This window comes from Gimibacter soli (assembly GCF_028463845.1).
Lineage (GTDB): Bacteria > Pseudomonadota > Alphaproteobacteria > Sphingomonadales > Kordiimonadaceae > Gimibacter > Gimibacter soli.
The window spans coordinates 2921937-2947392 of sequence record NZ_CP116805.1; the positions used below are offsets into that span (position 1 = coordinate 2921937).

Below are 25456 nucleotides of genomic sequence, written 5' to 3' on the forward strand. Positions count from 1 at the left end.
TCAGTAGCTTTCGGTCAGGACCTGGCGGAGGAATTCATCCTCCAGCGCGCGGCCGGTGCCAAGCGCCACGCAGGTGAGCGCTTCGTCAGCCACAGAAACCGGCAGGCCTGTCGCACGGCGGATCACCGTATCCAGATCTTTCAGGAGCGCGCCGCCGCCGGTCATCACGATGCCGCGGTCAACGATATCGGCCGCAAGCTCGGGGGCCGTTTGTTCAAGCGCCACTTTCACGCCTTCCACGATGGCGGAAACGGGTTCCGACAGGGCTTCGGCGATCTGGGCCTGATTGATTTCCATTTCCTTCGGCACGCCGTTCATCAGGTCGCGACCGCGGATCATCATGGTCTGGCCGACGCCATCCTCGGGGATCAGCGCGGTACCGATTTCTTTCTTGATCTTCTCGGCCGTGGCCTCGCCGATCAGGAGGTTATGGTTGCGACGGGTGTAGCCGATGATGGCTTCGTCCATCTTGTCGCCGCCCACGCGAACGCTGGTGGCGTACACGATGCCGGAAAGCGAGAGGACAGCCACCTCGGTGGTGCCGCCGCCGATATCGACAACCATCGAACCCTGCGGCTCGGTAACGGGGAGACCGGCGCCGATTGCGGCGGCCATGGGTTCCTCGATCAGATAGACCTTGCGGGCACCTGCCTGCTCGGCCGATTCCTGAATGGCCTTGCGCTCAACCGCGGTCGAACCCGAAGGCACACAGACAACAATCTGGGGGCTGGCGAACGAGCGATTATGCACTTTCTGGATGAAGTGCTTGATCATCTGTTCGGCGACATGGAAATCGGCAATCACGCCATCGCGCAGCGGCCGGATGGCCTGAATGCCCGAAGGGGTACGGCCCAGCATCAGCTTCGCTTCATCGCCAACGGCAAGGACCCTGTCCCGCCCGCCTTCGCTCTTGATTGCCACGACCGAAGGTTCGTTGAGGACGATGCCCCGTCCCTTGACATAGACAAGCGTGTTCGCCGTGCCGAGATCGATTGCCATATCCGACGAGAACATGCCGAGAAGCTTGGATAGCATAGTGGCCCCTTATTCATAACCCTGCCGCCCGCGCGGCACCTCGCCCTCCACGTGAATCAGGCGAGTCCTGAAAGCCGGTTATGGGACAGAAGCCGCCGCGATACAAGGGCTGTGACGCGTCTTTTGGCGCCGGAATATGTTTTATTCGGGGCAAGGGCCGCTGCTGCCCCGGATTGAAACAGAAAGCGGCCCAAACGAAGACCGCCGCCTCGCAGGATTGCGAAGCGGCGGCCGGATAGAGGTCTGACTTCAATATCAGAATTTGAAGATCAGGCCGCCGGTCATCTGCCAGTCGTTGAGGTCAGCGCCGTCAACCGACTCGTAATTGGTGCGGATGGCCTGGGCACGCAGGCTGATATTCTGGGTCAGCGCCTGTTCAACGCCACCACCCCAGCGGAACGCATCGCCGCTATCGGTTTCCGAGCTGTTGACCGAACCGGTCAGCACAGCGCGGGCCCGCGCGCGGGTGTAGCCTGCCTTACCGTAGAACAGGGTGTTCGGCAGGGCTGCCGGCACATAGCCGACAACGCCATCGATACCATATTGTTCTTTGGAGCTCAGGGTCGCCGTATCGTCGCCGTCCGTGAGGGTCAGGTCGAAGTCGGGCTTCGAGATACGACCTTCAAGGCCGAGCACGAGGCCGGAGTTGAATTGCTTCCGCCAACCGGCGAAGCCACCATAAACAAGACCGCTGTCGTCGAAGGAAACTTCCGCGTCGCCGGCATCGATATCAAGGCTGAAGTCGGAATAACCGATTTCACCGCCCACGTAGAAACCGTCGAACGGCTTCTCGTCGGCTGCCATGGCCGGGGCAGCAACCACTGCCAGCATCGAAAGCGAAAGGATCGTTTTATTGAGCATCATAATGCCACCTTTTTCTGTACAGTTACGCGCCCGGCTTGGGGACCGGGCCGTGTATCTACTAGCGACGCCGCGACCGGAGGCAATCCACATTAAAGTGACTGACCGGTGAGGCGTCGGGAGCGAGAAATCGGCTCCGATTGTGGCTGAGATGTGGCGGACGCGCGGCAAAAGAATGTGTCGTCACAAATGTGAAACCATCTCCATAAACGACTGATATAAAAACAGGACTTTCGCTGGCCTTACCCCAGAACGTGCCGGTCTCTGTGCCAGAATCAATGCCGCCGCCCGGCACATGGCGAGGCGGCGGCGAAACAGTTTCGGGGCGTGATCAGAACTTGAACAGAAGACCTGCCGTTACCTGCCAGTCCTTCAAATCGATGTTATCGACCGTATCGTAGTTACTGCGCACGGCCTGCGCCCTGAGGCTTATATTCTGCGACAGGGATTGTTCGATACCACCACCCCAGCGGAAGGCATCGGTGCCATCCGTTTCGGTTTCACCTCCCGGGAATGTCATGCGCGACCGGGCACGCATATAGCCTGCCTTACCGAAAAACAGCGTATTCGGCATGGCGCCCGGCACGAAGCCGACGACACCATCGACACCATATTGCATGCGCGGCTCAAGGGAGATGACGTCAGCGCCCTCGGTCAGGCTGAGATTGAAATCGGGTTCGGCGATGCGGCCTTCGACACCAAGCACCAGTCCGGAATCGAACTGCGACCGTGCCCCTATGACACCGCCATAAATCATGCCGCTATCATCAAAAGCTACTGCCTGATCGCCGGGCTCAAGGTCGAGATCAAAGTCAGACCGTCCGATTTCGCCGCCCAGATACAGGCCGTCGAACGGCTTTTCCTGCGCAAGCACAGGCACGGACACCATCGCCATCATCGGCGCCAAAAGGATTGTTTTGCTGAGCATCGTTTTGCCTCCTTCATTCTGTTTTCAGACTATGGATGCACCGGCACATGGCCCGTTCTGCTGTCGTTCAAACGGGCTGAACCGATAGAAAGCCTGGGCTGCTAATGCGGCGACGAAGTGGAGAAAACGTGCCGGAATGTGACCGTTATGCGGCGACCTGCCCAAAAGAAAAGGGCTCCGACGATGCGGAGCCCTTTTTTAAAATCTTGATCCCGTTGACGATCAGCTGGCAACCATCGGCTGGGGGGCCGTCTTCTGGCGCTTCAGCGTCAGCTTGTTGACCGCCGACACATAGGCGCGCGCTGCCGCTGTGACCGTATCCTCATGGGCGCCCTGCCCGTTCACGGTGCGACCGCCTTCTTCAAGCCGGACCGTACATTCGGCCTGCGCATCGGTGCCTTGCGTCACCGCATGCACCTGGAAAAGCTGCAGGTGCGGATCGAAGCCGATGATCTGCTTGATGGCGTTGAAGGCAGCGTCCACGGGGCCGGAGCCATAGGTGACGACCGAGACTTCCTCGCCGTCCACCCGCAGGGTCATGTCGGATACAGCGCGACCGTTCGAGGACGAATGGGTCGACAGGCTGACCACCTGAATGCGGTTTTCGCTCGTTGCCACTTCGTCGTCCACAAGCGCGACGATATCCTCGTCATAGATCTGCTTCTTGCGGTCGCCGAGTTCCTTGAAGCGGCGGAAACATTCCTGGAAGGCATTGTCGCCGAGCTCGTAGCCGAGCTCGCGGAGCTTGTCGGCGAAGGCATGGCGTCCCGAATGCTTGCCCATGACGAGCGAGGATTTGTTGAGGCCCACCGATTCCGGGGTCATGATTTCGTAGGTTTCGGCATTCTTCAGCACGCCGTCCTGGTGGATGCCGCTTTCATGCGCGAAGGCGTTGGCGCCGACGATGGCCTTGTTGTTCTGCACCGCAAAGCCGGTGACGGTGGAAACCAGGCGGCTGATCCGCATGATCTCGGTCGTCTCGATATTAGTGTGCCACGGCATCACGTCGTGACGGGTGCGCAGCGCCATGACGATCTCTTCCATCGCCGCATTGCCCGCGCGCTCGCCAATACCATTGATGGTGCATTCGATCTGGCGCGCTCCGCCCGCAACACCGGCGAGGCTGTTGGCGACCGCGAGGCCGAGGTCATTGTGGCAGTGTGTCGAGAAGATCGCCTTGTCGCTATTCGGCACGCGTTCTATTACCGTGCGTACCAAGCGCTCATACTCTGCAGGCGTAGCGTACCCAACCGTGTCCGGCAGGTTGATCGTGCTGGCACCGGCCTTGATCGCCGTCTCGACTGCCCGACACAGGAAATCGATCTCCGAACGCGTGGCATCCTCCGCCGACCATTCCACATCACCCATCCGGCTGCGGGCATGGCTCACAGACCGATGGATGGCTTCGAGCACTGCGGAAGGTTCCATCTGCAGTTTGACGCGCATATGAAGGGGGCTCGTCGCGATAAAGGTGTGAATACGGCTGCTTTTGGCACTTTTGAGCGCTTCGGCAGCACGGTCGATATCGGCTGTTGCGGCACGCGCCAGCGAACAGACAGTGGAGTTTTTGATTTGCGCCGCGATCTTCGAGACAGCTTCAAAATCGCCGTTCGACGCAATGGCAAAGCCTGCCTCGATGATATCCACCTTCATCGCCTCAAGAACTTCGGCGATGCGGATCTTTTCCTCCAGCGTCATCGAGGCGCCGGGGGATTGTTCACCATCTCGCAAGGTGGTGTCGAAAATTCGGATACGGTTTGCGTCGTTACCTGACATGGGTTTCATCCCGCTTACATGAATGCATATGAACGAATGAAACGGCACCGATTGACACCCTTTCCGGGGTCAGCGGTCCGTTCCTGTATGGCGATGGTCCCTTAAGCATCGGGCGCGACTACCGCGCCTTCGCCTGCAATGCTCAAGGGCCAATAAGTCGCCCGGCCCCGGCGAGAATAAGCGCGATAAGTAGAAGCGGAAGAGTCATGGTCGCAATACGAGCCTGCGTTGCCGCCTGCATCGTGCGGGAAATGGCGATCGCCTTTGCCTTTTTCCGCTGGTGAACCAATGGTCTTCCTTCGTTCGCGTTCTGGGGCACTGGCCCCGGGCCTTTGCATCTTCATGCTAGCTTGGATCGAAATCCAGCACAGAACATCAGGATTAGCAGATCGAAAGATGTTCGCAAAGCCCAAATTAGCGCAACTTCCTTGCTAAAAACTTAAGCCCTGCGAACATTCCGGAAAGATTTTCTGATCGGATCAATCCTGATCCATACATGCCGTACGGCTGCAAACCCGATCGTCATCGGGAACGTCATTGTTTTCCGGCAGATGCATTGTCACGGTCATCAGGGCAGCCTGCTGCTCGCGCTGTGTCAGCGGCGCCCTTACCCCTTCTTTGACAAAGGGTTCAAAACTAAAGCTTTCGCCCGGCTTCACTACAGGTTCTACACGGGCCTCATCGGCAGCAAGCGGTGTGAGCTCAAGAATGACAGGATTGGGGGACAAACTCTGATTTGAACCCGTGGCAATGTCCACAATAACGCCAACGAGGCCACAGCAGATGGCAAGGTTGCCTGCGAACAGGGCCACCCCACCGTCAACATCCATGCCTGCAGAGATGGTGACATTCATTGTCTGGTAGCCGGGGCGGCTGATGCTGGCCACAACCCCGTGTTTCCGCCACATCTCGATACTACAGGGTGTGGTACAAACCCGTCCGTTGGAAAAGGCGACCTCCGCTTTACCGGGCCGGCTCTCCAGCACCAGCGCTTCGTAAGCCCCACGGGTGGTGGAAGCGCAGCCTGCCACAGCAAGTACTGAAGCGCCGACGCATACAATTTTAAATAGTTTCATTGTCACAATTCCTGCCAAAATCGAGAATATTCACTACCTATAATAGTGTTTTTGGCGAGGCAATCATTTAATGGCAGGCGGAGCCCAAAAGAAAACGGGGTGGAGCCATCGGCCCCACCCCAGTCCGTGACACTGTGCTATGGCAGCGTCTAAGGATCTCGGTGTCTTCCGGGTTCGACGGGGTCGAAACGGAAGGCGCAACAGGCCCGCCCGGCGTTTGAGGGGCGCGTCACGCAGAAGTGTCAGTTGCGCTCGCGGTCCACGAGCTTGCCTTCCTTCATCCAGGGCATCAGCGAGCGGAGCTTCGAGCCCACTTCCTCGATCGGATGACGGGCGGCAAGGCCGCGGTGCGCTTTCAGGACCGGGTTGCCGGCAGCGTTATCCAGCATGAAGTCCTTCACGAACTTGCCTTTCTGGATGTCGTCCAGAACGCGCTTCATCTCGGCCTTCGTTTCGGCGGTGATGATGCGCGGGCCGGTCGAATAGTCGCCGTATTCGGCGGTGTTCGAGATCGAGTAGCGCATGTTGGCGATGCCGCCTTCGTAGATCAGGTCCACGATCAGCTTGGTTTCGTGCAGGCACTCGAAATAGGCCATTTCAGGCGCGTAGCCGGCTTCCACCAGCGTTTCGAAGCCGGCCTTGATCAGTTCCGAGATACCGCCGCAAAGCACGGCCTGCTCGCCGAAGAGGTCGGTTTCGCACTCTTCGCGGAAGTTCGTTTCGATGATGCCGGCGCGGCCGCCACCGTTAGCCGATGCGTAGGCGAGGCAAAGGTCATGCGCCTTGCCGCTGACATCCTGATGAACGGCGATGAGCGACGGCACACCGCGGCCCTGCTGGTACTGGTTGCGCACGGTGTGGCCGGGGCCCTTGGGGGCAACCATGATGATATCAAGGTCAGCGCGCGGCTCGATGAGGCCAAAATGGATGTTCAGGCCGTGGGCGAACATCAGCGCCGCGCCTTTTTTGAGGTTCGCGTGGATATCGTTGCGGTAGATAGCAGCCTGATGCTCATCGGGCGCCAGAACCATCATCATGTCCGATTCCTTGGCGGCATCGGCCACCGATTTCACGGTGAAGCCGGCAGCTTCGGCTTTCTTGGCGCTGGCCGAACCGGGGCGCAGGGCAACGATCACATTCTTGATGCCGCTGTCGCGCAGGTTCAGCGCGTGGGCATGGCCCTGGCTGCCGTAACCGACAATCGCGATGGTCTTGTCCTTGATCAGGTTGATGTCGGCATCACTATCGAAATAAACGCGCATTCTTCAGTATTCCTCGAGTTCTGGGGGAAATATTCGGTTGTTATCAGAGGCCGTCGGTGCCGCGCGACAGGGCAGCCGCCCCGGTCCGCGCAACCTCGACAAGGCCAAGTTCGCTCATAAGCTCGACAAAGGCGTCGATCTTGTCGGCCGAGCCCGTAAGCTCGAACACGAAACTGGTTCTGGTGCTGTCCACCGTGTTGGCACGGAAGGCATCGGCAAGCCGCAGCGCTTCAACGCGCTTCTCGCCCTCGCCCCGCACTTTCACGAGCGCCAGCTCGCGCGAGACGAATTTGCCGTCAACCGTCAGGTCGGCAACCTTGTGAACGGGCACCAGCCGGTCAAGCTGTGCCTTGATCTGCTCGATCACCATACGGGTGCCGGTGGTGACAACCGTGATGCGCGAGCGCTTGGCTTCGGCGTCCACGGAAGCCACAGTCAGGCTTTCAATGTTATAGCCACGGCCCGAAAACAGGCCGATCACGCGGGCAAGCACGCCCGCTTCGTTGTCCACGATCACACTGATGGTATGACGCGCAATGGTTCCCTGCTCTTGCATGGTGCTTTCCGCCTTTCTTTGAGGGGGTTCTGAGGGATTAAACAACAGCACGGGCTTCGTCCGATGAAGGCTGCACCACGACATCGCCGGAGAGCAGCATTTCGTTATGCGCCGCACCCGCCGGCACCATGGGGAAGCAATTCTCGATCTTCGAGACAAGGCAATCCACCATTACCGGACCATCGTGGTTGATCATCTCAAGGATCGCCGCATCAAGGTCTTTGGGGTCGGACACGCGAATGCCCTTCCAGCCATAAGCCTCGGCGAGCTTCACGAAGTCCGGCAGCGCATCGGAATAGCTTTCCGAACGGCGGCCATCGTAGGTCAGGTCCTGCCACTGGCGCACCATGCCCATGAATTCGTTGTTCAGGATGAAGACCTTGACCGGCAGCTTGTACTGGTTGGCGGTCGACATTTCCTGAATATTCATCTGGATCGAGGCTTCCCCCGCCACATCGATGCACAGGCGATCCGGGAAGGCAACCTGCGCGCCGATGGCAGCCGGCAGGCCGTAACCCATGGTGCCGAGGCCACCCGAGGTCAGCCAGCAGTTCGGCCGGTCGAAGCCAAGGAACTGCGCCGCCCACATCTGGTGCTGGCCCACTTCGGTCGAGATCACCGGATTGCGATCGGCGGTCAGCGCCTGCAGGCGTTCGATCGCCTTCTGCGGCATGATCACATCGGTGCTGTCGGTATAGGACAGGCACTTCTTGGCGCGCCAATGGGCGATCTGCTTCCACCAGGCATCGAGCGAAGGTTGATGGTCCTTGGCTTTCAGATCACGCCACAGGGTCACCATGCGCTTCAACACGCTCGCCGCATCGCCAACGATCCCGACATCGACGGTGATATTCTTGTTGATGGACGACAGGTCGATATCGATCTGGATTTTCTTCGAGCCCGGCGAGAAAGCGTCGGTGCGGCCGGTTACCCGGTCATCGAAGCGCGCGCCAACCGCCAGCATGACGTCGCAGTCATGCATCGCGTGGTTGGCTTCCCACGTGCCGTGCATGCCAAGCATGCCAAGGAATTGCTTATCGGAGGCCGGGAAGGCACCCAGGCCCATCAGGGTCGAGGTTACCGGAATGCCGGTCTCGCGGGCGAAGGCAACCAGCAGTTCGGATGCCTCGGGGCCTGCGTTGATGACGCCACCGCCCGAATAGATGATCGGTCGCTCGGCTTTCGCCAACAGGCGGATGGCATTGAGGATTTTCTCCTCGTCGCCGTCAACCTGTGGCCGGTATGTGCGGTGCGCCTTCTGGCCCGAAAGCTTGTAGGGCGCCTTTTCGATCTGCACGTCTTTCGGCAGGTCGATCACAACGGGGCCGGGGCGACCGTTTGTCGCCACATAAAAGGCTTCATAGATGATATCCGGGATCAGCGCCGGATCCTTCACCAGATAGTTATGCTTGGTGCAGGGGCGCGTGATGCCTACGGTATCGGCTTCCTGGAAGGCATCGTTGCCGATCAGGTGGCGGGCAACCTGCCCCGTGAGGCAGACGACCGGAATGGAATCGAGAAGTGCGTCCGTGAGGCCGGTTACAGCGTTCGTGGCGCCGGGGCCTGAGGTTACCAGAACAACGCCGGGCTTGCCGGTCGAACGGGCATAGCCTTCCGCTGCGTGAACGGCGGCCTGCTCGTGCCGCACCAGAATGTGACGGATGCTGTTCTGCTTGAAAATCTCGTCATAGATCGGCAGGACGGCGCCGCCCGGATACCCGAAAATGACCTCGACCCCTAGCTCACGAAGGGCCCGCATGATCATCTGGGCGCCGGAGAGCATTTCGGCGGTTTCAGCCGCCGCGGGGTGGATCTGGGTGTCGGTCGTGGTCGTCATTTTTCTGTCCGCTCGTTCAACATATGTGGTTTCCGCGCGCACGCGCGCAGATCGAAGCGACCCTGATTGTTAAGGAGGCCCTGTTGGCCGACGGGTGGGTCCCTTCATCTTCGCCGTCAGAACGTCATGCCCGACAACAAAGACCCGCGCCGCACGAATCCGGCGCCGGGAGTGGCACCTTATTTTGCGGAAATTTCATAGTCAACCGCTATTTTGATATTTTAATTACAAAATCACTGTAAATGTTTTCGTAATATTGCGCGTCCCAGCGTGGCCAATCCCCAAACTGGTTCCGGAACCATGTCAGTTGCCGCTTGGCAAACCGCCGGGTCTGCATCTGGCTTTCGGCTTTTGCCGCCTCAAGGTCCACTTCACCATCAAGATAGGCGGCAAGCGTGGGCACCCCGAGCGCCTTCATCACCGGCAAGGTTGGATCAAGGCCCCGCACCATCAGCGCCTCGACTTCGGCAAGCGCGCCTTCCTGCAGCATCAGTTCGAACCTGAGGTCGCAGCGTGCATACAGTTCGTCGCGCGGCCATTCGAGGACGATTTTCTCGACAAGCCCGGCGGCGTCCAGCGGGGCGAGCGGGCCGGGTCTGGTGTCGGCCTGCCAGTCGGTGATCGGGCGGCCGGTCGCCAGCACCACCTCAAGCGCGCGGGACACCCGCTGGCTATCGCCGGGCGCGAGGCGCGCTGCCGCCACAGGGTCAAGGGGCGCAAGCTCGGCATGGGCCGCCGCACTGCCTTCCGCCGCCACTTTGGCCCGCACCCGCGCGCGGATGTCTTCAGGGATTTCGGGGATCTCCGCGATACCGCCCAGCAGCACTTTGAAATACATGCCGGTGCCGCCCACAAGGATCGGCACCTTGTCGGCGGCATGTGCCGCTTCGATCTCGGCCATCGCTGCTGCCGCCCAGTCAGCCGCTGAATAGGCCACGTCATCGGCCACTGTGCCATACAGGCGGTGCGGGACGCGGGCTTCGTCCGCCACGCTCGGCCGGGCAGAGAGGACACGGAGGCCCGCGTAAACCTGCATGCTGTCGGCATTGATCACCACGCCGCCCAGATCTTCAGCCAGCCGCAAGGCCAAAGCCGACTTGCCGCTCGCGGTTGGACCTGCAATAAGTATGACGCGCGACATATTTCCCCGGCTTTTCAATCAGAATGGTGTGACATGAAACTGGTGCTGACCCTGATCGTCAACCCCGAGAATGCGGCTTCCGAGCGCCGCGAGGCCCTGGAAGGTGCCCTCGCCGCTGCGCGCAGCCTGTTTGGCGAGCGGGGCCTGCCCTCAGGCGAGGTCGATTGGCTGTCGGAAGGCGAAGCACTGGACCTGCCGTTCGACGCCGATTTCGGCACCGGCCTGCGTGACGCCATGATGGAGGCACTGGCCCCCTTCCCTGTCGATCACGTTGTGCAGGATGCCGCCGGTCGCCGCAAGCAGTTGCTGGTAGCCGACATGGATAGCACCATGATCACCATCGAATGTATCGATGAACTCGCCGATTTCGCGGGGCTCAAAGAAAAGGTCGCCGCTGTGACCGAAGCCGCTATGCGCGGGGAACTCGATTTCATCGCTGCCCTTCACGAGCGCGTCGCCCTCCTCAAAGGGCTGGATGAAGCCGTGTTGCAGCGCTGCTATGACGAACGCGTCGAATTCACTCCCGGCGGCCGCACGCTGATCCAGACGATGCGCGGCAATGGCGCCCTCACAGCGCTTGTTTCCGGCGGTTTCACCTTTTTCACCGGGCGGGTTGCGACCGAGCTCGGGTTCGAAATCAACCGGGCGAACGTGCTGGGCCTCAGGGCCGGCAAGCTGACCGGCGAGGTTATCCCGCCGATTTCGGATGCCCGCACCAAGGTCGATACCCTGATTGAACTCCGGACCGCTGCAGGCCTGACGCCAGACGAGACGATGGCAGTGGGTGACGGCGCCAACGATATCCCGATGATCCAGACCGCCGGCATGGGGATCGCCTTCCGCGCCAAACCGAAGGCCGAGGCCGCCGCGCGCGCCGCGGTCCGCCACGGCAACCTGACGGCGCTTCTCTATATTCAGGGATACAGGAAAGACGAGTTCCGGGCCTGAAGCCTCAGTTGTCCTCGAACTGCGTTTCGGGGACAACGTCCACATGGACGAGAAACTGGGCGACATTCCCGCCGTCAGCGTCCATCAGCGGCACATACATCGCATCTACCACCAGGCCGATCCCCTGATAGCTGTGCCCCCACGCCAGCGAGCGCCCGGGCCTGCGCCCCTGCCATGACGTCTGGATCGAGGCAAGCTGGCGTTGCCCGACGGCTTTAAGGACCGCTTCCGAAAACTTGCGACCCGTCCGGCGGCCATAGAAACGTTCGACCCATGTGCCCATCAGGCGGATCATACCGTCCACGGGCGGCTCGGCAGCGACGTCATAGATCGGATCGAACAGGCAGATTTTGGGCAGATAATGGGTCAGCGCAGAAGGCCGCACGTCGCCCTTGATATAGTAACCGCGTTCAGCGGCAGCGGCATCAAGCGCCGCCAGCACCGACTGCTTGTCCTTGCCGATCCGGCTGCGATCCGCAACCCAGCGCCATTCGGAGCGCAGAGCTCCCGTTTGCTGCAGGATTTCATCATGAATGGGCGGCTCGAAGGACGAGGTCACGATACTGCCAGCTCCGGCTACTATGCCTACACACCCTCAGCCGGGCGGCCACGGGTCACATTGATATGGATGAGCAATCCACGCACCTCATCGCCCGTTTCATCCATGAACGGGAAATAGCTCGCCGCCACGGTCAGATATTCCTTGCCCTGCGTCAAGCCGTAAGCCGTGGAAACCCCGCAGCGCCCGCTTTCCACAATCTTGGTGGCAGCAGCCATCACCCTGTCCGATGCTTCTCGCATCGGCACCTTGGAGACAAGCCAGCCGGTGATCTTCCCGTAATAGGCCTCGGCATCCGTGCCGATCAGGCGGATAAGCAGGTCAAACGGCTGATGTTCGCCGTCACGGATCACATCCATCAGCACGATCATCGGCAATTGTTTCAGAAGGTCGGTGGGAACGAGATCGGAACGACGGTAGAAGCCCCGCCCGGCGGCGCGTTTGTCGAGCGCAGCTTGCACCACGCGAGCATCGTCCTCAAGATCGGTTGGCGACGATACCCAGTGCCACGCGATCTTCAGGTCACCACCACCCGATTTGACAAGCCCCTCTTCATAGATGTCGAAGGAAGATGACATCCCTGATCCCCTGTTGGCAAAAGCTCGAGCCCCTGTAACAGGATATACAATTCGGCCCGGTTCGCCAACAAATGCAAAAAGGGCCGGTAAACACCGGCCCTCTTCTTTGTCATTTTCAGTGCGTCGATCTTATTCTTCTGCCAGCGGCAGCGGAATATGGACCGTGTTGCCACGATAGTGGACAAGCAGCAGGACACTTTCGCGACCCTCAGCCTCGGCCGCGTCGATCTTCTCGGCCACCTCGGTGATCGAGGTCACCGGCTCCTGATTGACGCGCATGATCACAGTGCCGGGGCGAATGCCAGCCCGGAAGGCTTCCGAGCGACGGTCGACACGCACGATGGCAACGCCGTTCACATCGTCCGCAATCCGGTAGCGGCCACGCAGGTCACCATTGAGCGGCGAAAGCTCCATGCCCTGCACCAGTTCGCGGTCCGACATATTGGGGCCACGTGGGCTATCCGGTCCGTTGTCGTCCTTCGCGGTTTCGTCGTCCTGCAGTTCACCCGTTTTCACAGTGATCGACATGCGCTTGCCCTGGCGGATGATATCCACCTTCACAGGCTTGCCGACCGAGGTGCGGGCCACTTCCTGGCTGAGGCTGCGGGTATCGGAAATCGACTTGCCGTCCCAGGCGAGGATGATGTCGCCCGCTTCAATGCCTGCGGCTTTGGCCGGGCTTTCATCGAAGATGCGGTTGACGATGGCGCCTTCCTTGATATCGAGGCCGAGGCTCTTGGCGATTTCCTCGGTCACCGGCTCGATGGTCACACCCAGCCAGCCGCGGCGGATCTTGCCATGCTCTTTCAGTTCTTCGATATAGCGGCGGGCGTCGTTCGACGGGATGGCAAAGCCGATCCCCACATTGCCGCCCGACGGCGAGAAGATGGCGCTGTTGATGCCAACCACTTCACCGGCCATGTTGAAAAGCGGACCGCCCGAGTTGCCGCGGTTGATCGGCGCATCGGTCTGGATGAAATCGATATAGGTCGAACCGACCGGGCGGTTACGCGCCGAGATGATCCCGGCAGTTACCGAGCCACCAAGGCCGAACGGGTTGCCGATGGCCATTACCCAGTCGCCGATGCGGGATTTATCGGAATCGCCCCAGCGCACGAACGGCAGGTCGTCACCGTCCTCGATCTTCAGAAGCGCGAGGTCGGTTTTGCTGTCACGGCCCACCACTTTGGCTGGCAATTCTTCGCCGTCCTTGATGATGACGGTGATTTCATCGGCGTCCTCGATCACGTGGTTGTTGGTCACCACATAACCGGCCTTGTCGATGATAAAGCCCGAACCAAGCGACTGCGCGCGTTGCGGCTCGGCTTCTTCCTCTTCACCCATGCGGTCGCGGAATTCTTCCCACAGGTCGCCGAAAGGCATGCCCTCGGGGACTTGTGGCAAGGCGCGGCGACCGGGGCCACGCAGCGTCTGCACGGTCGAGATATTCACAACGGCGGGCGAAAGTTCGTCCACGAGATCGGCAAAGCTTTCCGGCGCACCGCGCGCTTCGGCCCGGCTGATCCCGACCGCGAGGGTCGAAACGGCCGCCATAGCCATCAGCGCCGAGCGCAGGGTCATCTTGCGTCCAGTCTTCGCTGTCAGGTTTCTGTTTTCGTAGGTGCTCACGCACATCTCTCCTTTGATCAGTCAAAGTCCCGTGTTGGCCTCGGGAGGCTCGGCGGGGATGAAGACAGGCTTCAACCCAGCGCCATGAATATAAGAAGTGCACCGAACCCGGCTGCGGTCAAGCCTGCGAACCGCAGCTTTGCGGCGGGCAGTGCCAGAACTGCGACAAGCGCCTTGCGCATTCCTTCCGGAAAAAGCGCATAGGCCGCCCCCTCGATGAAGAGGGCGAGCCCGATTGCGGCGATGAATACGGTCCAGAACACAGGGACCCAGCGTTACTTCCGGCGTTTGCCGTTCCCGTTCGGATCAAGGAACAGGTGGAAGAATTCGCTGTCCGGCGACAGAACAAGCCGGGTATCCGATTTGCCGAGCGTTGCCCGGTAAGCCGAAAGGGTACGGTAGAATTCAAAGAATTCCGGATCCTGCCCATAGGCGTCGGCGAAAATGCGGGTGGCTTCGGCGTCTGCTTCACCGCGGATGACCGCAGCTTCGCGGCGTGCTTCGGCAAGCGTTTCAGCAACCTTACGGTCAGCAATGGCGCGGATGGCAAGGGCCTGTTCCTGGCCTTCTGCACGCTTTTCAGCGGCTTCACGCTGGCGTTCGGTTTCCATGCGCTGGAAGATCGACTGGCTGTTGGCAGCCGGAAGATCAACCCGTTTCAGGCGCACTTCCAACACTTCAAGACCAAGCGACGCGGCGCGTTCATTGGTCAGTTCCGAAATCCGCTTCATCAGTTCAGAGCGCGAGCCCGAAACGATGGCCGTCATGCGTTCGTTCGCCAGCACCTGACGGATCGAGGACTGCATGATCTTTTCCAGCAGATCCGACGCGTTCGTTTCCGTACGGGCTGCCTGATAGGTTTTCAGCGGATCGGCAATGCGGAACCGGGCAAAGCTGTCCACCACAAGACGGCGCTGGTCCGAAGCCAGTACTTCCTGCGGGCGGACATCAAGGCTGAGGATACGCTTGTCGAGATAGATGACCTGCTCCACGAACGGCGTCTTGAAATGCAGGCCGGGCTCGACAACGGTGCGCTGCGGATCACCGAACTGCACGACGATTGCCTGCTGGCGTTCGTTAACGGTGTAGAGCGAGGCGCCAACCAGAAGGGCGCCAAGGACGAGAACAACGATACCGGAAATGGCTTTTGCATTCATGGTCGTTACTCCGTCTTGCCGGCGTCAGCCGGTTTCGTCTTGCTCAGTTCGTTCAGCGGCAGATAGGGAACAACGCCCGAGCCTGCCTTGTCGTCGATCACGATCTTGTCCATCCCGGTCAGGATTTCTTCCATGGTTTCAAGATACATGCGCTTGCGGGTCACATCCTTCGCCAGCTTGTATTCGTTGTAGACGCTGGTGAAACGGGAAGCCTCACCCTGTGCGTTGGCAACGATACGGGCGCGGTAAGCTTCGGCTTCCTGCTTCATCTGTTCGGCCGTACCACGGGCTTCGGGCACCACCTTGTTCGCATAGGCGTCGGCCTCGTTCTTCATACGCTGCTGGTCGGCTTCGGCGCGCTGCACATCAAGGAACGCGTCTTTCACCTCGGCCGGTGCTTCGGATTCGATGATCTGCACCCGTAGGATTTCGATCCCTGCACGGTAGCTGTCGATCGTGTCCTGGATCAGCTGCAGGGCATCGGCCTCGATCTGGCCGCGTGCGGTGGTGATGATCGGGGTGATCTTGTTCTGGCCCACCAGTTCGCGCATCGCGCTTTCGGAAACGCCTTTCACGGTGCCGTCAGGATCGCCGATGTTGAAAAGATAGCTGCCAAGGTCCTTGATGCGCCAGACGACGTTGAACTTGATATCAACGATATTCTCGTCCTGCGTCAGCATCAGGCTTTCGTCCGTCGCGCTTGAGGAAACCTGACGAAGGCCCGGGCGACCCATGGTGCCGCGGCTGCCGATCTCGATGGTTTTCTCGTCCGTCACGCCGCGCACTTCCACGGTTTCAACCGGGAAAGGCAGGTGCCAGTGCAGGCCGGGGCCGGCTGATTCCGTCCATTTGCCAAACTGCAGGACAACCGCCTGCTCGTTGGTTTCAACGCGGTAAAGGCCCGATGCCAGCCAGATCAGAAGGATTGCAAGGAAAATGAGGCCTGCGCCTCCCTTGCCGCCCGGCAATGCGCGGCGAAGCTGGTCCTGGCTTTTGCGGATCAGATCGTCGAGCTGCGGCGGTTCCGAGCCGCCGCCACCCGGTCGGCGCGGTCCGCCGCCGCCCCAGGGGTTCGGCCTTTCGCCGTCACCGTTCGATTGCCAAGGCATAGTTTTCTCCCTCCAGAATGGGGCGACGCAACGCCCCGTCAGATTATGTGGCAAGCACTTACTATATGTACTGCCCCAACATATATGTTAGGCACCAGCCTGCTGCAATGTTTGCCGGCCAAGAATCCCACGCGAGGAAAGCCTTTCATGTCCGATCTTTCCGAATCCGCCATCCGATCCGCCCTTTCCGATGTCATCCGGGGCGACGCCATCTCGGCCATCGTCATTGATGACGGCAGTGTCGGCATTGTCCTTGATTTCGGCAGCGACAAGCCGGCTGACGCAGGCGCCGTGCGTGCCCGCGCCGAGGCTGCAGTGAAGGGCATGCCCGGCGTTTCCTCGGTGAATGTCGTGATGACGGCAGCCAAGGCGCCGCCTGCAATGCCCTCCGGCGGCATGAAGCTCGGCGCACACGGCACCCCGCCGCCGCCGAAGCCGACGACCATTCCCGGCGTGCGGCATGTGGTCGCGGTGGCCAGCGGCAAGGGCGGCGTCGGCAAGTCGACAACATCCGTGAACCTTGCCCTCGCGCTGCGCGATCTTGGCCTTTCGGTTGGCATACTGGACGCCGATATCTTCGGGCCGAGCCTGCCGATGCTCCTTGGCATCAATGAAAAACCGTCGCTGAAGGACGGGATGATCCAGCCTATCCTCAGCCACGGGGTAAAAGCCATGTCGATCGGTCTCCTTATCGATATCGATCAGCCGGTTGTGTGGCGCGGCCCCCGCGTGATGGGCGCGACCCAGCAGCTTCTGAAGGAAGTGGCATGGGGCCCACTGGATGTGCTGATTGTCGACATGCCGCCCGGCACCGGCGACGTGCAGCTGACCATGGTGCAGCAGGCGACGCTGTCGGGTGCCGTGATCGTCTCGACCCCGCAGGATCTGGCGCTTATCGACGCGCGCAAGGGCCTTGCCATGTTCCGCAAGGTGAATGTGCCGATCCTTGGCATTGTCGAGAATATGAGCAGTTATCTGTGCCCTGCCTGCGGCCATGAAGCCCATATCTTCGGGCACGGCGGTGCTGCGGAAGCGGCGTCGGAGCTGGACGCACCCTTCCTTGGCGGTATCCCGCTTGATATGAAAATCCGCCTGAGTGCGGACGAAGGCAATCCGATTGTGGAAAGCGCGCCGGACAGCCCGGAAGCCGCCGCCTACAGACGCATCGCGAAGGCAGTGGCTGCGAGCCTTAACGCCGTTCCAGCGTGACGAAGGAATAGGCCGGGCGGCCCTCTTCCGCCGGGTGGCTTTCGCGGGTGACCTCGCGCCACTCAGCCGAGTCAAGCGCCGGGAAGCTGGCGTCGCCGTCCACCAGCACGTCAACTTCGGTCAGGTGAATACGGCCCACCTTCGGCAGGGCTTGTCGGTAGATATCGGCGCCGCCGATCACCATCACCGTGTCGCTCGCCTCGCCCGCCAGCGCGATACCGGCCTCAAGGCTTGTCGTCGCGTCCACCCCCTCGGCGCGCCAGTCCGCGTTGCGGGTCACCACGATGTTGCGACGACCAGGCAAGGGGCGCCCGATGGATTCAAAGGTCTTGCGGCCCATCACCACCGGCTTGCCCATCGTCACGGCCTTGAAATGCTTCAGGTCAGCCGGCAGGTGCCACGGCAGGCCGTTGTCGCGTCCGATGATGCGGTTGGCCGCCATGGCGACGACGATTTCAAGGGTCATGGAACTCACTTTCAGGGCCGGGCCGATGCGTCAGATCATCGACATATCGCTGTCTTCGGGGTCACTCTCTGCCGCGACCAGCGGGAAATCGCACCAGAAATTGGTGCCTTCGCCAACCTTGCTTTCAACCGAGATGGAACCGCCCATGCGGGTTGAAAGCTCACGGCAGATGGCAAGGCCAAGGCCCACGCCGCCAAAGGCGCGGGTGCGGGCACCATCAACCTGCGAGAAACGCTCGAACAGGGTCGACAGCTTTTCCTCCGGGATGCCGATGCCGGTATCCTTGACCGACATGCGCCAGCCGGGGCCATCCTTGCGTTCAATAGCGGTGAAGGCGATGCGGATGCTGCCATTGTTGGTGAACTTCACGGCGTTCGTCACCAGATTGATCAGAATCTGCCGCAAGCGCAGCGAGTCGCCCATGATTCGGTTCGGCAGGTTCGGATCGACCTGCAGGCTGAGCTCAAGCCCTTTTTCCTCGGCGCTTTGGCCAAGAAGGGAAATGACGCGGTTGCCGATTTCCGGCAGCGACAGCGGTGAGCGCTCGATCACCGTCTTGCCGGCCTCCAGCTTCGCAAGATCGAGGATATCGTTGATCAGCTGCAGCAGATGCGCCCCGCTTACATGGATGTCGTTCGCATATTCGACATAGCGCCCATCCCCGATGGGGCCGAGCGACTGGTTCTTCAGAAGTTCCGAAAAGCCGAGGATGGCGTTCAGCGGCGTACGCAGTTCGTGGCTCATTGTCGCCAGGAATTCTGACTTCGCCGTGTTCGCCGTTTCGGCGTTGCGGCGCGCGTCATCCAGATCCTGGTTCAGGTGCTGCAGAAGCTTGTAATGTTCTTCCAGCTCAAGGTGCGCGTCCTTCAGGGCCTGCGTACGGCGGTTGACGATTTCCACAATCCGCTCGGCGCGACGCGACTGCGAACCGATGATGACCAGAAGCAGGCAACCGATGATGATCCAGGTGATCACCACGGCAACCGGACGGCTATAATCCAGCGGGAAAAACTCTGCGGGCGCCCACAGGGTCATCCGCCATTCGCCGCTGCCGATCATGCGGGTCGACTGGAAGACATAGTCTTCAGGCTTCCATGCATTTCTGTCGATCGCTTCAAGCTTGTCGCCGCGCACCACGAGCGAAAGCCCGTAGCTTTCCGGCATCCCGATGCCGTCGATCTGCAGGCCGTAGCCTTCGAAGCGCGAATCCACCAGTAGCTCGGTTGAAACGCTGGCCATATCGATAATCTGCAGGATAGCCCCGGCAAGGCGGGACTTTTCGGAACTGAACGGCGTGATCAACAGCACGCCATACTCAACCCCGAAATACTCCGCTGCTTGCGGGTCCAGGGGGGCGGCGAGGATACGCCTGCCAGCGCTTGCCTCCACAATCATGTGGCGGACCTGCGGCAGGCCGGCTAGGTCAACGCCCACCATTGCGTCAGCCTTTTCGGCGTCGCGGCCCCAAACGAAGAAGGCCGGGAAGCGGAAACCGCTTTCTGTGGCGGATGGCATGTCGCGGATGGCGAAATTCTCGACCTTCAGCTCCCGCGCCAAGGCCTGTACCCGCGCATCGGATTCCGAGGTGGCTCGCAGTGCGCCAATAACAAAGGCGCGACCATTTGACAGCGCGGCCTCGTTGGCAACAAAGCGCCTGAACTGATCGGCTTCGAGCTTGTCGACCACATTATAGATGGCGAAGATATTGCCGGCAGCCCGCAGGTTTGACGCGAATTGCCCATTCAAACGCTCGGCAAGAATGCCCGAAACCGCCTGAAAGCGTGCTTCAGCAACCTCGCGTGAGACGTTCAGCGCCTCGCGTGCCGTGATGGCCGCCATCGCCGCTGTTACCAGAACAACGGCCGCGTGAACCAGCAGGCTGCGCACGTTTTTATTCTGGCGCTCCGGCAAGGACGATTACCCCAACAAACCGCCCCGCTTCTGCGTGGAGCCTTTCAAGGCTCCGGCCACCGCGTGGGACGAATAATAGTCAAACGAAACATCTTCGTAACAAAAGTCCGGCCCGTCTGTCACCACGGGATTGCGTTTCAAACGGCACAGCCGAAACGAAACAGCAAAAGCACGGCCTGAAGTCAGCCTGGCATATTTTGGGTATGACACAACCGGTGGCTGGAATGCCAGCAACTTTGACAGGGCTTCATCCCGCAGCGAACTGCTGCCGCAGGTCCATGAGCGTTCCTTCGATATGCGCCTTCAGAAGCTTCTCCGTCTGCGCTCCGTCCCGCGCAAGCCATGCGTCCAGAAGCGCCTGATGTTCAAGGTGAGCGCGGTCCTCGCGGCCTGCGGGCTGCAAGTGGGCAATCACATAGCGTTCAGAAAGGATTTCCAGACGCTCGACCAGATTGGTCGTCAGCATGCGGCCTGCCGGGCGAACGAGCGAGGTGTGGAAGGCCCGGTTGCGTGCCGCTACCTCGCCCAGATTGTCGGCTGCCGCGCGGTCCAGCGCCTCGAAAGCCGCGCGGGCAGCGGCCTGATGCTGTTCGGTAGCAGCGAGGCAACCGGCGGCGGCGGCGGCGGGTTCGATCACCAGCCGCAGGGCGAAAATCTCGTCAGCTTCATCCGCGCTCATCGCCCGCACGAAATAGCCCCGGTTGGGCATGCTGACGATCAGGCCTTCCTGTTCCAGCCGAGCGAGCGCTTCACGCAGCGGAATTTTGCTGATGCCAAGCTCAGTCGCCAGCACGTCCTGCCGGATCGGTGCGCTTGTCGGGATGCGGCCGGTAACGATCCGTTCCCGCATGATCTCGAACACGCGCTCGGCCAGCGTGCGGACCACGAGACCCGCCTGCCCCGGCTCGCCTTCCATCTGTGGCAGACTGCTCATGTCACATGGAACCCCTGCCAGAAAGTATCCGCCCGGTCGATCCAGATGGTGTTGAAGCCGGTCGCAATCGCCGACCCTTCTATCGAAGGCACGATGGCCTTCTGGTCGCCCAGCATCACCTCGTCTTCCACCCGACCGATGAACCGGCTGCAGATATAGCTTTCATGGACAAAGGCATCGCCCTTGACGAGCCTGCCGGTCGCCGCGAGATGCGCCAGCCGCGCCGAGGTGCCGGTGCCGCAAGGGCTGCGGTCGATGGCTTTCTCGCCGTAGAAGACCGCATTGCGGCCATCGGCGCCTTCGCCTTTCGGTGCATCCGCCCACAGGATATGGCTGACACCCCGGATCGTGTCGTTCTCGGGATGGACGGGCTCGTACGCCGCACGAACCAGCTGCCGGATTTCACGGCTGAGGTTCACGATGCGCGACGCACCAAGGTCATCAAGGCTTTTGTAAGCCCCTTGCGGTTCGATGATGGCGTAGAAGTTGCCACCGTAGGCGACATCAATCGAGAGCGGCCCGAAATCCGGCACATCGATCCTGATGCCCTGCGCCGCGAGGAAGGACGGCACGTTGCGTATCTTGACCGAGGTGACCTTGTCGCCTTCGGTTTTGTAATCGATCTCGATCACACCTGCCGGCACCTCGACCCGGAGCTTGCCGGGGCTAGACGGCCGGATCAGCCCGTGCTCGAGCCCAAAGGTCACCATGCCGATGGTGCCGTGGCCGCACATGGGCAGGCAGCCCGAGGTTTCGATGAACAGGATGCCGACATCGCAGTCCTCGCGGGTCGGCGGATACAGGAATCCGCCCGACATCATGTCGTGCCCGCGCGGCTCGAAGCAGAGCCCGGTCCTGATCCAGTCGAAACGCGCCATGAAATCCTGACGGCGTTCCGACATGGTCGCCCCTTTGAGAAGCGGTGCACCGCCGGCCACCAGCCGGACAGGATTGCCGGCCGTGTGCCCGTCGATGCAGAAGAAGGTGTGGCGCATGGCGGCCCCTTATGCTGCCTTGTTGCTGTTCAGCGTCGGGCGGGTGGCGGCGGCCTTTTCGACCATGGCAATCACCTCGGCACGGCGTGCACCGGTCAATTTCTGGCGCGGCGGACGCACGCGTTCAGACCCGCGACCCATCACCTGCTCGGCAAGCTTGATCGATTGCACAAGATCATGCTCGGCGTCCAGATGCAGAAGCGGCATGAACCAGCGATAAATGGTGAGGGCGGTTTCCATGTCGCCGCGATCAATGGCCGCGACAAGCTCGACCGATTCCTGCGGGAAGGCGTTGGTCAGCCCCGAAACCCAGCCACGTGCACCAAGGACAAGCCCTTCAAAGGCCACGTCATCGAGCCCGGCAAAAACAACAAACCGGTCACCCACTGCATTGATCGTGTCGGTGAAGCGGCGGGTATCGGGGGCCGATTCCTTGATCGCCACGATGTTTTTCACGTCCACGAGCTCGGCAAGCACGGCGGTATCGATCACCGTGCGGTAAGCGGGCGGGTTGTTATAAAGCATGATCGGCAGGCCCATCGAGGCTGCAACCGTTTTGAAATGCGCCGCGAGCTCAGCCGGTTTCGGTACATAGACCATCGGGGGCAGCAGCATCAGGCCGTCCGCACCCGCCTTTTCAGCGGCAACTGCATAGGCCGACGCGCGCTTGGCATCATATTCCGAAACGCCGGTGATAACCGGCACCCGGCCATTCACCACTTCGACGATGGCCTTCAAAACCTCGACCTTTTCAGGAATTTCGAGCGAATTGTTCTCGCCAACGGTTCCAAGCGCGATCACGCCATTGACGCCGTCCCGGATCAGATCGTCCACCACCCGCTGCGTATCAGCGAGATCGATAGACATATCTTCTTTGAACTGGGTTGTGACTGCGGGGAAGACACCCTTCCATGTGATTGACATCTGGTTAGACCTTGCGTTCGTTGTTCGAGATATATATCGTATACGATATTCGATTTACGAAAACAATAGGGCGGGGGACCTTGGGCGAAATATTCATTGTCGGTGGCGGCGTTGTGGGCCTCTGCGCAGGTGTGCGGCTTGCGGAAGCGGGCGCCAGTGTCACGCTTGTCGACAAGGCTCCGGACGCGCCTTCGGGAAGTGCCCCCTGCACCTTCGGCACGCCTCAAGCCCCTTCATGGGGAAATGCCGGCCATATCGCTGTGGAGCAAACCGCCCCGCTCGCCTCCGGCGCCATGATCCGCTCCGCCCCCAAACGGCTTTTCTCCCTCGGCGGCGCGCTTGGCTTGCCCCTCAATGCTATCTCCGCCTGGGCGCCCTTCGCTGCCCGGCTGGTGCGCGCCGCCACCCCTGCCCGTTTCGCCACCGGCCACAATGCCCTGAAAGGCCTGCTCGCGGACGCTTTGCCCGCATGGAAAGATATGGCAACCACCATCGAAGCGCCGAATCTGGTGCGGGATGAAGGGCATATCGTTGTATGGGAAAGCCCAGAGAGCGCAGCACGCGGCTATGCCGCATGGATGGGCGAAGACATCGGCACCGCGACGCTGGATCATCTGGACGCCAAATCACTGATGGACGCGCAGGCACTGGTGCGCGGCGGCGTGACGCTGGCGGACGGTATAAGGTTCAGCCACACCGGCCAGATTACCGATCTTGCGCGCCTGCAGGCTTCGCTGCGCGCGCATTTCGAGCGCCTCGGCGGCACGATCATCACCGGCACCGCGACCCTCGCACGCAACGACAACCGCGCCCAAGTACGGCTTGATAGCGGCGAAACGCTGAAGCCCGAAACGATCCTCGTCACCGCTGGTGTGGGTGCCGGGCGGATCATGGAAGCCCTTGGCCACCGGGTGCCCATCATTGCCGAGCGCGGCTATCATATCAGGGCATCTGCCGAGGACTGGCCAGCCGACATGCCGCCGCTCGTTTTCGAAGACCGTTCGATGATTGTCACCCGCTATACTGACTGCGTGCAGGCGGCGAGCTTTGTGGAATTCGGTCGCCCGGACACGCCCGCCGACCCCACCAAATGGGAAAGGCTTGAACGCCATATCGCAGCGCTCGGCCTGCCCTTTGGCAAGCGGCTGCAACGATGGATCGGCGCGCGGCCCACACTGCCGGATTATCTGCCCGCCATCGGCCGCAGCAGCCTTGCGGACAATCTGGTCTATGCCTTCGGGCACCAGCATCTGGGCCTGACGCTCGCCCCTGTCACCGCGGGGCTCGTCACGGATATCATTTCAGGCGCCAGCCCACGTCTCGACCTTGCCCCGCTGGCTGTCGAGCGTTTCGGGTTTCGAAAGGAAACAGCATGACTATCGGCGGATCGGATTTTCAAACGGAACTGGCAGCCATCAAGCCATGGGCGGACCGCGCTGCCCCGATTGCGCCGGCTGAACGGCAGGCTCGGCTGGAGAAGGCCCGCACGCTGACCGAAAGCCTTGGCGCCGATGCCCTGCTTGTGCATGTCGGCACGGCGATGCGCTATTTCACCGGCCTGACGTGGGAGCCAAGCGAACGTCTGATTGCGCTGCTTTTGCCCGTTTCCGGCGAACCGCTGATCATCTGCCCGGCGTTCGAGGAAGGCTCGCTTTCCGCCGAGTTGCAAGTGAAGGCGAAGCTGCTGCTGTGGGAAGAACATGAGGCGCCGGTTACGCTGCTGGCCGGTGCACTTGCCAAGCTGGGTGTGCGCCGGTTGGCCGTCGACCCGCTCCTGTCCTTCGCGAACGGGGAAAAGCTGCGGGCAGCCCTGCCCGGCCTGCAGCTCCTTGACGGCGCACCTGCCATCGATGGCTGCCGCATGATCAAGTCACCCGCCGAACTCGCGCTGATGCAGCAGGCAAAATCGATGACGCTGGAGGTTCATCGCCGCGCCGCCCGCATGCTGCAGCCCGGTATCACAACGACCGAAGTGAAGCGCTTCATCAACGAAGCCCACCGCGCCATCGGATCGGCGGGATCGACCTTCTGCATCGTCCAGTTCGGCCACGCCACCGCCTATCCGCACGGCCTGCCGGGCGAACAGGCGCTTGAAGAAGGTCAGCTGGTCCTGATCGACACCGGCTGCCGAGTCGAAGGTTATCATTCCGACATCACCCGCACCTATGGCTTCGGCAAGGTCAGTGCGGAGGAAGAAGCCATCTGGACACTGGAGAAGGAAGCCCAGCAGGCGGCGTTCGAGGCCGTGAAGCCCGGTGTAGCGTGCGAGGACGTGGATGCCGCCGCCCGCCGCGTGCTTGAAAAAGCAGGTCTCGGCCCCGATTACCGGCTGCCCGGCCTGCCGCACCGCACCGGCCACGGGATCGGCCTTGCGATCCACGAGCCCGCCTATCTGGTGCGGGGCGACAAGACACCGCTCGCCCCCGGCATGTGCTTCTCGAACGAGCCGATGATTGTGGTGCCGGCGCGTTTCGGTGTCCGGCTGGAAGATCATTTCCATGTCACCGAAACGGGTGCGAGCTGGTTCACCGGGCCGCAGCCAGCCATCGACACACCTGTTTAAGC

General features: G+C 61.0%; 24 protein-coding genes. 4 read left to right on the forward strand and 20 right to left on the reverse strand.

The features are described 5' to 3' along the window. The 9 genes from PH603_RS13495 to miaA form a co-directional block, all read right to left on the reverse strand. Positions 1-1035, reverse strand: coding sequence for a rod shape-determining protein (locus PH603_RS13495; protein WP_289503061.1), 1035 nt, complete (start codon positions 1033-1035; stop codon positions 1-3). 255 nt (positions 1036-1290) lie between these two features. Beyond that, complete coding sequence (locus tag PH603_RS13500; protein ID WP_289503062.1) at positions 1291-1899, reverse strand: outer membrane protein; 609 nt, start codon at positions 1897-1899, stop codon at positions 1291-1293. Between the two features lie 328 nt (positions 1900-2227). Then, positions 2228-2824: a porin family protein gene (locus PH603_RS13505; RefSeq protein ID WP_289503063.1), complete on the reverse strand. Its 597-nt coding sequence runs from the start codon at positions 2822-2824 to the stop codon at positions 2228-2230. 222 nt (positions 2825-3046) lie between these two features. Beyond that, complete coding sequence (locus PH603_RS13510) at positions 3047-4600, reverse strand: 2-isopropylmalate synthase (protein WP_289503064.1); 1554 nt, start codon at positions 4598-4600, stop codon at positions 3047-3049. A 479-nt stretch (positions 4601-5079) separates the two neighbouring features. Next, positions 5080-5676, reverse strand: a complete 597-nt coding sequence (locus PH603_RS13515) for a hypothetical protein (RefSeq protein WP_289503065.1) — start codon at positions 5674-5676, stop codon at positions 5080-5082. Between the two features lie 242 nt (positions 5677-5918). After that, complete coding sequence (gene ilvC / locus PH603_RS13520; RefSeq protein ID WP_289503066.1) at positions 5919-6938, reverse strand: ketol-acid reductoisomerase; 1020 nt, start codon at positions 6936-6938, stop codon at positions 5919-5921. A 43-nt stretch (positions 6939-6981) separates the two neighbouring features. After that, complete coding sequence (ilvN, locus tag PH603_RS13525; RefSeq protein WP_289503067.1) at positions 6982-7494, reverse strand: acetolactate synthase small subunit; 513 nt, start codon at positions 7492-7494, stop codon at positions 6982-6984. 37 nt (positions 7495-7531) lie between these two features. After that, on the reverse strand, positions 7532-9331 hold the full coding sequence (locus PH603_RS13530; protein WP_289503068.1) for an acetolactate synthase 3 large subunit: 1800 nt from the start codon (positions 9329-9331) through the stop codon (positions 7532-7534). A gap of 208 nt (positions 9332-9539) precedes the next feature. Further along, complete coding sequence (gene miaA, locus PH603_RS13535; RefSeq protein WP_289503069.1) at positions 9540-10472, reverse strand: tRNA (adenosine(37)-N6)-dimethylallyltransferase MiaA; 933 nt, start codon at positions 10470-10472, stop codon at positions 9540-9542. Between the two features lie 33 nt (positions 10473-10505). Here miaA and serB point away from each other — a divergent pair, with 33 nt between their 5' ends. Then, positions 10506-11420: a phosphoserine phosphatase SerB gene (gene serB / locus PH603_RS13540; protein ID WP_289503070.1), complete on the forward strand. Its 915-nt coding sequence runs from the start codon at positions 10506-10508 to the stop codon at positions 11418-11420. 4 nt (positions 11421-11424) lie between these two features. Here serB and PH603_RS13545 read toward each other — a convergent pair whose 3' ends face one another. The 6 genes from PH603_RS13545 to hflK form a co-directional block, all read right to left on the reverse strand. Further along, positions 11425-11979 (reverse strand): PAS domain-containing protein, encoded by a 555-nt coding sequence (locus PH603_RS13545; protein ID WP_289503071.1) that lies wholly within the window; start codon positions 11977-11979, stop codon positions 11425-11427. Between the two features lie 26 nt (positions 11980-12005). After that, the gene (locus PH603_RS13550; RefSeq protein ID WP_289503072.1) at positions 12006-12557 is read right to left on the reverse strand and encodes a hypothetical protein; all 552 of its coding nucleotides are present in this window, start codon (positions 12555-12557) and stop codon (positions 12006-12008) included. A gap of 129 nt (positions 12558-12686) precedes the next feature. Further along, entirely contained in the window at positions 12687-14186 is a 1500-nt protein-coding gene (locus PH603_RS13555; protein WP_289503073.1) for a DegQ family serine endoprotease, read from the reverse strand. A gap of 71 nt (positions 14187-14257) precedes the next feature. Next, positions 14258-14449: a DUF2065 domain-containing protein gene (locus PH603_RS13560; protein ID WP_289503074.1), complete on the reverse strand. Its 192-nt coding sequence runs from the start codon at positions 14447-14449 to the stop codon at positions 14258-14260. 12 nt (positions 14450-14461) lie between these two features. Continuing rightward, positions 14462-15343, reverse strand: a complete 882-nt coding sequence (hflC, locus tag PH603_RS13565; protein ID WP_289503075.1) for a protease modulator HflC — start codon at positions 15341-15343, stop codon at positions 14462-14464. A 5-nt stretch (positions 15344-15348) separates the two neighbouring features. Continuing rightward, positions 15349-16452: an FtsH protease activity modulator HflK gene (hflK, locus tag PH603_RS13570; protein WP_289503076.1), complete on the reverse strand. Its 1104-nt coding sequence runs from the start codon at positions 16450-16452 to the stop codon at positions 15349-15351. Between the two features lie 147 nt (positions 16453-16599). Here hflK and PH603_RS13575 point away from each other — a divergent pair, with 147 nt between their 5' ends. Beyond that, a complete protein-coding gene (locus PH603_RS13575) occupies positions 16600-17661 on the forward strand; it encodes an Mrp/NBP35 family ATP-binding protein (RefSeq protein WP_289503077.1) in 1062 nt (353 codons plus the stop codon). On the opposite strand, the gene PH603_RS13580 is transcribed toward PH603_RS13575, so the two are convergent. The 5 genes from PH603_RS13580 to PH603_RS13600 form a co-directional block, all read right to left on the reverse strand. After that, positions 17642-18127, reverse strand: a complete 486-nt coding sequence (locus PH603_RS13580; RefSeq protein ID WP_289503078.1) for a dihydrofolate reductase — start codon at positions 18125-18127, stop codon at positions 17642-17644. The genes PH603_RS13575 and PH603_RS13580 overlap by 20 nt on opposite strands. A gap of 30 nt (positions 18128-18157) precedes the next feature. Continuing rightward, a complete protein-coding gene (locus PH603_RS13585) occupies positions 18158-20014 on the reverse strand; it encodes a hybrid sensor histidine kinase/response regulator (RefSeq protein ID WP_289503079.1) in 1857 nt (618 codons plus the stop codon). Between the two features lie 271 nt (positions 20015-20285). After that, a complete protein-coding gene (locus tag PH603_RS13590; RefSeq protein WP_289503080.1) occupies positions 20286-20972 on the reverse strand; it encodes a GntR family transcriptional regulator in 687 nt (228 codons plus the stop codon). Next, positions 20969-21967 (reverse strand): 4-hydroxyproline epimerase, encoded by a 999-nt coding sequence (locus PH603_RS13595; protein ID WP_289503081.1) that lies wholly within the window; start codon positions 21965-21967, stop codon positions 20969-20971. The genes PH603_RS13590 and PH603_RS13595 overlap by 4 nt, the downstream gene beginning before the upstream one ends. A gap of 9 nt (positions 21968-21976) precedes the next feature. Next, complete coding sequence (locus tag PH603_RS13600; RefSeq protein ID WP_289503082.1) at positions 21977-22891, reverse strand: dihydrodipicolinate synthase family protein; 915 nt, start codon at positions 22889-22891, stop codon at positions 21977-21979. A gap of 80 nt (positions 22892-22971) precedes the next feature. Between PH603_RS13600 and PH603_RS13605 the strand changes: the two genes are divergently transcribed. Both PH603_RS13605 and PH603_RS13610 read left to right on the forward strand, forming a co-directional pair. Then, positions 22972-24267, forward strand: coding sequence for an NAD(P)/FAD-dependent oxidoreductase (locus PH603_RS13605; RefSeq protein ID WP_289503083.1), 1296 nt, complete (start codon positions 22972-22974; stop codon positions 24265-24267). Then, positions 24264-25454 carry a M24 family metallopeptidase gene (locus PH603_RS13610; protein ID WP_289503084.1) on the forward strand — a complete coding sequence of 397 codons (1191 nt, stop codon included), beginning with the start codon at positions 24264-24266 and terminating at the stop codon, positions 25452-25454. Before PH603_RS13605 ends, PH603_RS13610 begins: the two co-directional genes overlap by 4 nt. Positions 25455-25456: the final 2 nt, after the last annotated feature.

Coding starts and splice junctions, on each gene's coding strand:
- PH603_RS13510 (WP_289503064.1), bottom strand. CDS start 4,600: ATGTCAGGTAACGACGCAAACCGTATCCGAATTTTCGACACCACCTTG.
- serB (WP_289503070.1), top strand. CDS start 10,506: ATGAAACTGGTGCTGACCCTGATCGTCAACCCCGAGAATGCGGCTTCC.
- PH603_RS13495 (WP_289503061.1), bottom strand. CDS start 1,035: ATGCTATCCAAGCTTCTCGGCATGTTCTCGTCGGATATGGCAATCGAT.
- PH603_RS13610 (WP_289503084.1), top strand. CDS start 24,264: ATGACTATCGGCGGATCGGATTTTCAAACGGAACTGGCAGCCATCAAG.
- miaA (WP_289503069.1), bottom strand. CDS start 10,472: ATGTCGCGCGTCATACTTATTGCAGGTCCAACCGCGAGCGGCAAGTCG.
- PH603_RS13505 (WP_289503063.1), bottom strand. CDS start 2,824: ATGCTCAGCAAAACAATCCTTTTGGCGCCGATGATGGCGATGGTGTCC.
- PH603_RS13515 (WP_289503065.1), bottom strand. CDS start 5,676: ATGAAACTATTTAAAATTGTATGCGTCGGCGCTTCAGTACTTGCTGTG.
- PH603_RS13550 (WP_289503072.1), bottom strand. CDS start 12,557: ATGTCATCTTCCTTCGACATCTATGAAGAGGGGCTTGTCAAATCGGGT.
- ilvC (WP_289503066.1), bottom strand. CDS start 6,938: ATGCGCGTTTATTTCGATAGTGATGCCGACATCAACCTGATCAAGGAC.
- PH603_RS13590 (WP_289503080.1), bottom strand. CDS start 20,972: ATGAGCAGTCTGCCACAGATGGAAGGCGAGCCGGGGCAGGCGGGTCTC.
- PH603_RS13595 (WP_289503081.1), bottom strand. CDS start 21,967: ATGCGCCACACCTTCTTCTGCATCGACGGGCACACGGCCGGCAATCCT.
- PH603_RS13530 (WP_289503068.1), bottom strand. CDS start 9,331: ATGACGACCACGACCGACACCCAGATCCACCCCGCGGCGGCTGAAACC.
- hflK (WP_289503076.1), bottom strand. CDS start 16,452: ATGCCTTGGCAATCGAACGGTGACGGCGAAAGGCCGAACCCCTGGGGC.
- PH603_RS13500 (WP_289503062.1), bottom strand. CDS start 1,899: ATGATGCTCAATAAAACGATCCTTTCGCTTTCGATGCTGGCAGTGGTT.
- PH603_RS13600 (WP_289503082.1), bottom strand. CDS start 22,891: ATGTCAATCACATGGAAGGGTGTCTTCCCCGCAGTCACAACCCAGTTC.
- PH603_RS13580 (WP_289503078.1), bottom strand. CDS start 18,127: ATGACCCTTGAAATCGTCGTCGCCATGGCGGCCAACCGCATCATCGGA.
- PH603_RS13575 (WP_289503077.1), top strand. CDS start 16,600: ATGTCCGATCTTTCCGAATCCGCCATCCGATCCGCCCTTTCCGATGTC.
- hflC (WP_289503075.1), bottom strand. CDS start 15,343: ATGAATGCAAAAGCCATTTCCGGTATCGTTGTTCTCGTCCTTGGCGCC.
- ilvN (WP_289503067.1), bottom strand. CDS start 7,494: ATGCAAGAGCAGGGAACCATTGCGCGTCATACCATCAGTGTGATCGTG.